The 7644-nt window shown below is 73.4% G+C and carries 1 protein-coding gene; it reads right to left on the bottom strand.

Features of this window, described 5'->3' with window-relative positions; all coding sequences use genetic code 11:
* Nucleotides 1-7614: type I polyketide synthase (locus NP777_RS44975; protein ID WP_256655986.1), on the bottom strand; the 7614-nt coding region annotated here is incomplete at its 3' end.
* Nucleotides 7615-7644 lie beyond the last annotated feature (30 nt).

Below are 7644 nucleotides of genomic sequence, written 5' to 3'. Positions count from 1 at the left end.
GGACGCCAGAAGCTCATCCAGCGCCTCGGGCTCACCCGAAACCACAACAGACGACGGCCCGTTGACCGCCGCCACCGAGATCCGCTCCTCACCCCACGACGCGATCCGCTCCCGCACGTCCGCCACCGGAAGCGCCACCGACACCATGCCGCCCTTGCCCGCCAGCACCCGGCCGATCGCCTGACTGCGCAGCGCCACCACACGCGCCGCGTCCCGCAGCGACAGAATCCCCGCCACGCACGCCGCCGCGATCTCACCCTGCGAGTGGCCGACCACGGCCGCCGGGACGACACCCAGCGAACGCCACAGCTCGGCGAGGGACACCATCACGGAGAACAACACCGGCTGGACCACATCCACCCGCTCCAGCGACGGCGCACCCTCCACACCACGCAACACCTCCACCAACGACCAGTCGGTGAACTCCGCGAGCGCGGCGGCGCATTCGTGGATACGGGACGCGAAGACGGGCGAGGCGTCCATCAACCCCACCGCCATCCCGGCCCACTGCGACCCCTGCCCCGGGAACACGAACGCCGTCTTGCCGGCCGTTCCGGTGCCCTGGACCAGTTGGGCCGCCGCCTCGCCCCGGGCGAGTGCCGTGAGGGCGCGGGTGAAGTCCTCGCGGTCCGTGCCGACCAGCACCGCGCGCTGGTCGTGGACGGCGCGGGTGGTGGCCAGGGAGTAGCCGACGTCGGCCGGGCGCGGAGCGGGGTCGGCGTCGAGGTGGGCCAGCAGCCGCTCGGCCTGGGCACGCAGCGCCGCCTCGCTCCTGCCGGACAGGATCCACGGCAGCGGACCGGGCTCGTCGGGTGCGGCGGCGTCGGCGGCCGTGGGCCGCTCGGCCGGGGCCTGCTCGATGATGGTGTGCGCGTTGGTGCCGCTGATGCCGAACGAGGACACCGCGGCCCGGCGCGGACGGCCGGTCTCCGGCCACTCCGTCCGGTCGGTGAGCAGCGACACCGCGCCCGCCGACCAGTCCACGTGCGGGGACGGCTCGTCCACGTGCAGGGTCCTGGGCAGCACGCCGTGTTCGATGGCCTTGACCATCTTGATGATCCCGGCGACACCGGCCGCGGCCTGGGTGTGGCCGAAGTTGGACTTCACCGAGCCCAGCCAGAGCGGCTGGTCCTCGGTGTGCTCCTGGCCGTAGGTGGCGAGCAGCGCCTGCGCCTCGATCGGGTCGCCCAGCGTCGTACCCGTGCCGTGTGCTTCGACGACGTCCACATCGGCGGCGGACAAGCGGGCGTTGGCGAGGGCCTGCCGGATGACGCGCTGCTGGGACGGGCCGTTGGGCGCCGTCAGACCGTTCGACGCGCCATCCTGGTTGATCGCACTGCCACGCACGATCGCGAGCACCGGGTGGCCGTTCTTACGCGCGTCCGACAGCCGCTCCACCAACAGCATGCCCACGCCCTCGCCCCAGGCCGTGCCGTCGGCCGCGGCGGCGAAGGGCTTGCAGCGGCCGTCGGTCGCGAGGCCGCGCTGCTTGCTGAAGGCCACGAAGGTGCCGGGGGTGGCCATGACGGTGACACCGCCCGCGAGGGCGAGCGAGCATTCGCCGTTGCGCAGCGCCTGCACCGCCATGTGCAGGGTGACCAGCGACGACGAGCACGCCGTGTCGACCGTGACCGCCGGGCCCTCCAAACCGAAGGTGTACGACACCCGGCCCGAGGCGACGCTGCCGGAGCTGGCGGTACCCATGTAGCCCTCGAGGCCGTCGGGGGCGCGATGCAGCAGAGTGCCGTAGTCGTTGTACATGACGCCGGTGTAGACACCGGTCCGGCTGCCGCGCACCGTCGCCGGGTCGATCCCGGCCCGCTCGAACGCCTCCCAGGTGGTCTCCAGCAGCAGCCGCTGCTGCGGATCCATCGCGAGGGCCTCACGCGGCGAGATCCCGAAGAAGACGGGGTCGAAGTGGTGGGCGTCGTGCAGGAATCCGCCGTTGCGGGCGTAGCTGGTGCCCTGCTGGTCGGGGTCGTCGTCGTAGAGCGACTCGATGTCCCAGCCGCGGTCGGTGGGCATGTCGGTGATGGCGTCGGTGTCCTCGGCCACCAGCTTCCACAGATCCTCGGGCGAGGTCACCCCGCCGGGGAACCGGCAGCTCATCGCCACGATCGCGATCGGGTCGTCGTCGTGGGCGGTGGCGGCGGCCACGGGTGCGGCCGCGTCCTCCTGGCTGCCCTGGGCCTCGGCCCGCAGATACGCGGCGAGGGCGGCGGGGGTCGGGTAGTCGAAGATCAGCGTGGCGGGGAGCCGGACGCCGCTGACGGCGGTCAGGCGGTTGCGCAGCTCCACGGCGGTGAGCGAGTCGAAGCCGACCTCGCTGAACGCGCGCTGGGGCTCGACCACTTCGGGCCCGGCGTAGCCGAGTACGGCCGCCACCTGGGTACGGACCAGGCCGAGGACGATGGCCTCGGCCTCGGCGTCGGACGCCGCCCCGGCCAGTCGCTGGGCGAGCGCGCCATCCTTCGCGGCGGCGGCCTGGGCGGCGCGGCGGGGCGGGACGCGGACGAGTCCGCGGAAGAGCGGCGGCAGCATTCCGGCGCTCGCCTGGGTGCGAAGGGCGGCCAGGTCGAGGGGCATGGGGACCAGCAGCGCGTTGTCCGTGGCGTCCGCCAGGTCGAACAGCTCCCGGCCCTGGTCGGCGGTGATGGCGGCGATGCCACCGCGCTGGAGGCGGGCTAGCTCCGCCTCGTCCAGGTCTCCGGCCATGCCGCCGGGCTCGGCCCACAGGCCCCAGGCGAGGGAGGTGGCGGGCAGGCCCTGGGTATGGCGGTGCTGGGCGAGGGCGTCCAGGAAGGCGTTGGCCGCCGCGTAGTTGCCCTGGCCGGCACCGCCGAAGACGCCTGCGGCGGAGGAGAACAGGATGAAGGCGTCCAGGTTCGCGTCCTGGGTCAGCTCGTGGAGGTTCCACGCCGCGTCCGCCTTGGGGCGGAGGACGGTGGCCAGGCGCTCGGGGGTGAGGGACGCGATGACGCCGTCGTCCAGGATGCCTGCGGTGTGCACGACGGCGGTGAGGGGGTGTTCTGCCGGGATGGCGGCGAGGGTTGCCGCGAGGGCGTCCCGGTCCGCTACGTCGCAGGCGGCCCAGTGTGCTTCGGCGCCCAACTCTGCGAGTTCTGCGGTGAGTTCGGCGGCACCGGGGGCGGTTTCGCCTCGGCGGCTCACCAGTAGGAGGTGGCGTACGCCGCGCTCGGCCACGAGGTGGCGGGCGAAGAGGGTGCCCAGGGTGCCGGTCGCGCCGGTGAGCAGGACCGTGCCGTCCGGGTTCCACTCGGGGGTTTCGGTCTCCGGCCGCGTGGTGGCGCGGGCCAGGCGGGGGGCCTTGACCGTGCCTTCCCGGACCGCGAGTTCCTGCTCGCCGGACGCGAGGGCGGCGGGGAGGGCGGCGAGGGAGTCGGGGTGGGCGTCGAGGTCCACCAGGGTGATGCGGCCGGGGTTTTCCGACTGGGCGGAGCGGATGAGGCCGTGGGCGGCGGTGTGGGCGAGGTTGTTGGTGGCGTCGGTGAGGATGACGAGACGGGTGTTCGCGAAGCGGTCGTCCGGCAGCCAGGTTTGGAGCAGGTTCAGCGCCTGCGCCGTGGTCTGGTGCGCCGTGGTGGCGGGGTTTTCCCCAATCCCGCCCCTCCCCGTAACCATGGGCTCCGCCCCTGGACCCCGGTCCTCAATCGCCGGACGGGCTTGATTTGCCGCACCTGGGCCTTCAGGTGCCGCGCTGTCCCCTGTCAGGGAAACCACGACGTGCTCCGGCAGCGCCGTTCCGGCAGCGACCGCTTCGGCGAGCGCACGCAGATCCGGGTACGCCGCGATCTCACCGCCGAGCGTTCCGAGACCGGGAACCTCGGGGCCCACCACCGCCCAGCGGTCGGGGGACACCTGCTCGGACAGGGACGGGGCCGGGGTCCAATCGACGCGGAACAGGGCGTCGGAGGCGGTGCCCGGAGCCGTCAGCTGATCCTGGGAGACCGCGCGGAGGGCCAGGCGGTCGACCGACGCCACCGGGGCGCCCGTCACGTCCGCGAGTTGGAGGGACACCGTGCCGTTTCCGGCCGGTGACAGGCGGACGCGTACCGTGTCGGCGCCCACCGAGTGGACGCGGACGCCGGTCCAGGAGAAGGGGAGTCCGCCCTGGCCCGGGTTCTCGGTCAGGTCGCTGAGGCCGATGGTGTGCAGGACGGCGTCCAGCAGGGCCGGGTGGAGGCCGAAGAGGGCGGCGCCGGGTTCGGTGTCCTCGGGGAGGGCGACCTCGGCGTAGACCTCGCCGTCGCCGCGCCAGGCGGCGCGCAGGCCCTGGAAGGCCGGGCCGTAGCCGAAGCCCGCCTCGGCCAGGCCCTCGTACAGGCCGTCGGTCTCGATACGCTCCGCCCCGGCGGGCGGCCAGGCGCTCAGGTCGAACGAACCCTCCGCCGTGCCCGCCGCCAAGGCGCCCGTGGCGTGCCGCAGCCACGGCTCGTCGTCTCCGGCCTCGTCGGGGCGGGAGTGGAGGGCGAGGGTGCGGCGGCCGGTGTCGTCCTGGGCGCCCACGGCGATCTGGAGCTGGACCCCGCCCCGCTCGGGCAGGATCAGCGGGGCCTCCAGGGTGAGCTCCTCGACCAGATCGCATCCGGCCTGCTCACCGGCGCGCACCGCCAGTTCCACGAACGCGGTGCCGGGCAGCAGCACCGCGCCCATGACGGCGTGGTCGGCCAGCCAGGGGTGGGTGTCCAGCGCGAGCCGCCCGGTGAAGAGGAAGCCCTCCGCGTCCGCCAGGGAGACGGCCGTGCCGAGCAGCGGATGGTCGGCGGTGCCGAGGCCGAACGAGGAGACGTCGCCGTAGGCGGTGCCCGCGTCCAGCCAGTAGTGCTCGCGCTGGAAGGCGTACGTGGGCAGCTCGACGCGCTCGGCGCCGGTGCCCGCGTAGTACGCCGCCCAGTCGGGGGCCGTGCCCCGGGTGTGCAGGGTGGCCAGGGCGGTGGTCAGGGTCTCGGCCTCGGGGCGGCCGGACCGCAGGGTGGGGGCGAACGCCACCTGCTCGGACTCGCCCGCCAGGCACTCCTGGCCGAGCGCGGACAGCACACCGTCCGGGCCGAGTTCGAGGTAGGTGGTGACGCCCTGCGCATCCATCGCGCGCATGCCGTCGAGGAAGCGCACGGCCTCGCGGACATGGCGGACCCAGAAGTCGGCGGTGGCGATCTCAGCGGCGGGCGCGATGCCGCCGGTGAGGTTGGAGACCACCGGGATCTTCGGGGCCTCGTACGTCAGGCTCTCCGCGACCTTGCGGAACGGCTCCAGCATCGGGTCCATCAGCGGCGAGTGGAACGCGTGGCTGACGGTGAGCCGCTTGGTCTTACGGCCCTGGGCCTCGAAGCCCGCCGCGATCTCCAGCGCCGCGTCCTCGTCGCCCGCGATGACCACCGACGTCGGGCCGTTGAGCGCTGCGATGCTCACCCGCTCGGTGAGCAGCGGCGCCACCTCGTCCTCGGACGCCTGGACGGCGATCATCACGCCGCCGCCCGGCAGCCGCTGCATGAGGCGGCCCCGGGCCGCCACCAGCAGGGCGGCGGCGTCGAGCGAGAGCACCCCGGCGACATGTGCGGCGGCGATCTCGCCGATGGAGTGGCCGGAGACCACGTCCGGCTTCAGGCCCCAGGACTCGACGAGGCGGAAGAGGGCCACCTCGACGGCGAACAGCGCGGGCTGGGTGAAGCCGGTCCGGTCCAGCGCGGCGGTGTCGTCCCCGAACAGCACCTCCTTCAGCGGCCGTTCGAGACGCGGGTCGAGCGCGGCGCACACCGCGTCCAGCGCCTCCGCGAAGGCCGGGTACGTCTCGTACAGCTCGCGGCCCATGCCGAGCCGCTGGCTGCCCTGGCCGGTGAAGAGGAACGCCAGCTTGCCCCGGGTCTCCACGCCCTGGACCACTCCGGCGGCGGGCTCGCCGGAGGCGAGCGCGGCGAGCCGGTCGAGGAAGGTGGCGCGGTCACCGGCGATGACGGCGGCGCGGTTCTCCAGGGCGGCGCGGGTGGTGGCCAGGGAGTGGCCGAGGGAGACCGGGTCGAGATCGGGGCGTTCGGCCACGTAGGCGTGGAGCCGGGCGGCCTGGGCGCGCAGCGCGTCCTCGCCCTTGCCGGAAACCAGCCACGGCAGGAGGGGGAGAGTGCGGGGCTCGGCCGTCTCCTCGACCGCGGCCTCCGTCGCCGCCGTGCCCTCGCCGGGGGCCGCCGCGGTCTCCTCCTCGTCCTCGGGGTCCTCCGCCGGGGGCTGCTCGATGATCAGGTGGGCGTTGGTGCCGCTGATGCCGAAGGACGACACGGCGGCGCGGCGCGGACGGCCGGTCTCCGGCCACGGCCGGCCCTCGGTCAGCAGCGAGACGGCCCCGGCCGACCAGTCGATATGCGGCGACGGCTCGTCGATGTGCAGGGACTTGGGCACATAGCCGTGCTCGATGGCCTTGACCATCTTGATGATCCCGGCGACACCGGCGGCGGCCTGGGTGTGGCCGACGTTGGACTTGATGGAGCCGAGCAGCAGCGGCCGTTCGGCGGGCTTCTCCTTGCCGTACGTGGCGAGCAGCGCCTGCGCCTCGATCGGGTCGCCGAGCGTGGTGCCCGTGCCGTGGGCCTCGACCACGTCGATCTGGTCGGCCGTCAGCCGGGCGCTGGCGAGCGCCTGGCGGATCACGCGCTGCTGGGAGGGGCCGTTGGGCGCCGTCAGGCCGTTGGACGCGCCGTCCTGGTTGATGGCCGAGCCCCGGACGACGGCCAGCACCTTGTGGCCGTTGCGGCGGGCGTCGGACAGCCGCTCGACCAGCAGCATGCCCGCGCCCTCGGACCAGCCGGTGCCGTCCGCCGACGCCGCGAAGGACTTGCAGCGGCCGTCGAAGGACAGCCCGCGCTGGCGGCTGAACTCGGTGAAGGTGCCGGGTGTCGACATCACGGTGACACCGCCCGCGAGCGCCAGCGAGCACTCGCCGTTGCGCAGCGCCTGCATGGCCAGGTGCAGGGTCACCAGCGACGAGGAGCACGCCGTGTCGACGGTGAGCGCGGGCCCCTCCAGGCCGAAGGTGTACGCCACCCGGCCGGAGGCGATGCTGCTGGAGCCGCCGGTGCCGAGGTAGCCCTCGACACCGGGCGGCACGGCGCGCAGCCGCGAGGCGTAGTCGTGGTACATGACGCCCGCGAAGACACCGGTACGGGTGCCGCGCACGGAGGTGGCGTCGATGCCCGCCCGCTCGAACACCTCCCAGGTGGTCTCCAGCAGCAGCCGCTGCTGGGGGTCCATCGCGAGGGCCTCGCGCGGATTGATGCCGAAGAACGCCGGGTCGAAGTAGTTGGCGTCGTGGAGGAAACCGCCCTCCCGGACATAGCTGGTGCCCGCGCCGTCCGGATTGTCGTCGAAGAGCCGCCCGATGTCCCAGCCGCGGTCGGTGGGGAACTCGGAAATGCCGTCCCCGCCCTCGGCCACCAGCCGCCACAGGTCCTCGGGCGAGCCGATCCCGCCCGGGTAGCGGCAGCTCATGCCGACGATCGCGATGGGCTCCTGGTCCTCCGACTCCACCTCTTGCAGGCGGCGCCGGGTCTCATGCAGGTCGGCGGTCACCCGCTTGAGAAAGTAGCGGAGCTTTTCCTCATTCATACGTGCGTTTCCCTCTCGAGGAATCCGGAA

Source organism: Streptomyces rugosispiralis, from assembly GCF_024505145.1.
In the GTDB taxonomy this organism is placed as follows: domain Bacteria; phylum Actinomycetota; class Actinomycetes; order Streptomycetales; family Streptomycetaceae; genus Streptomyces; species Streptomyces rugosispiralis.
This window is presented reverse-complemented; position numbering and strand designations above follow the sequence as displayed.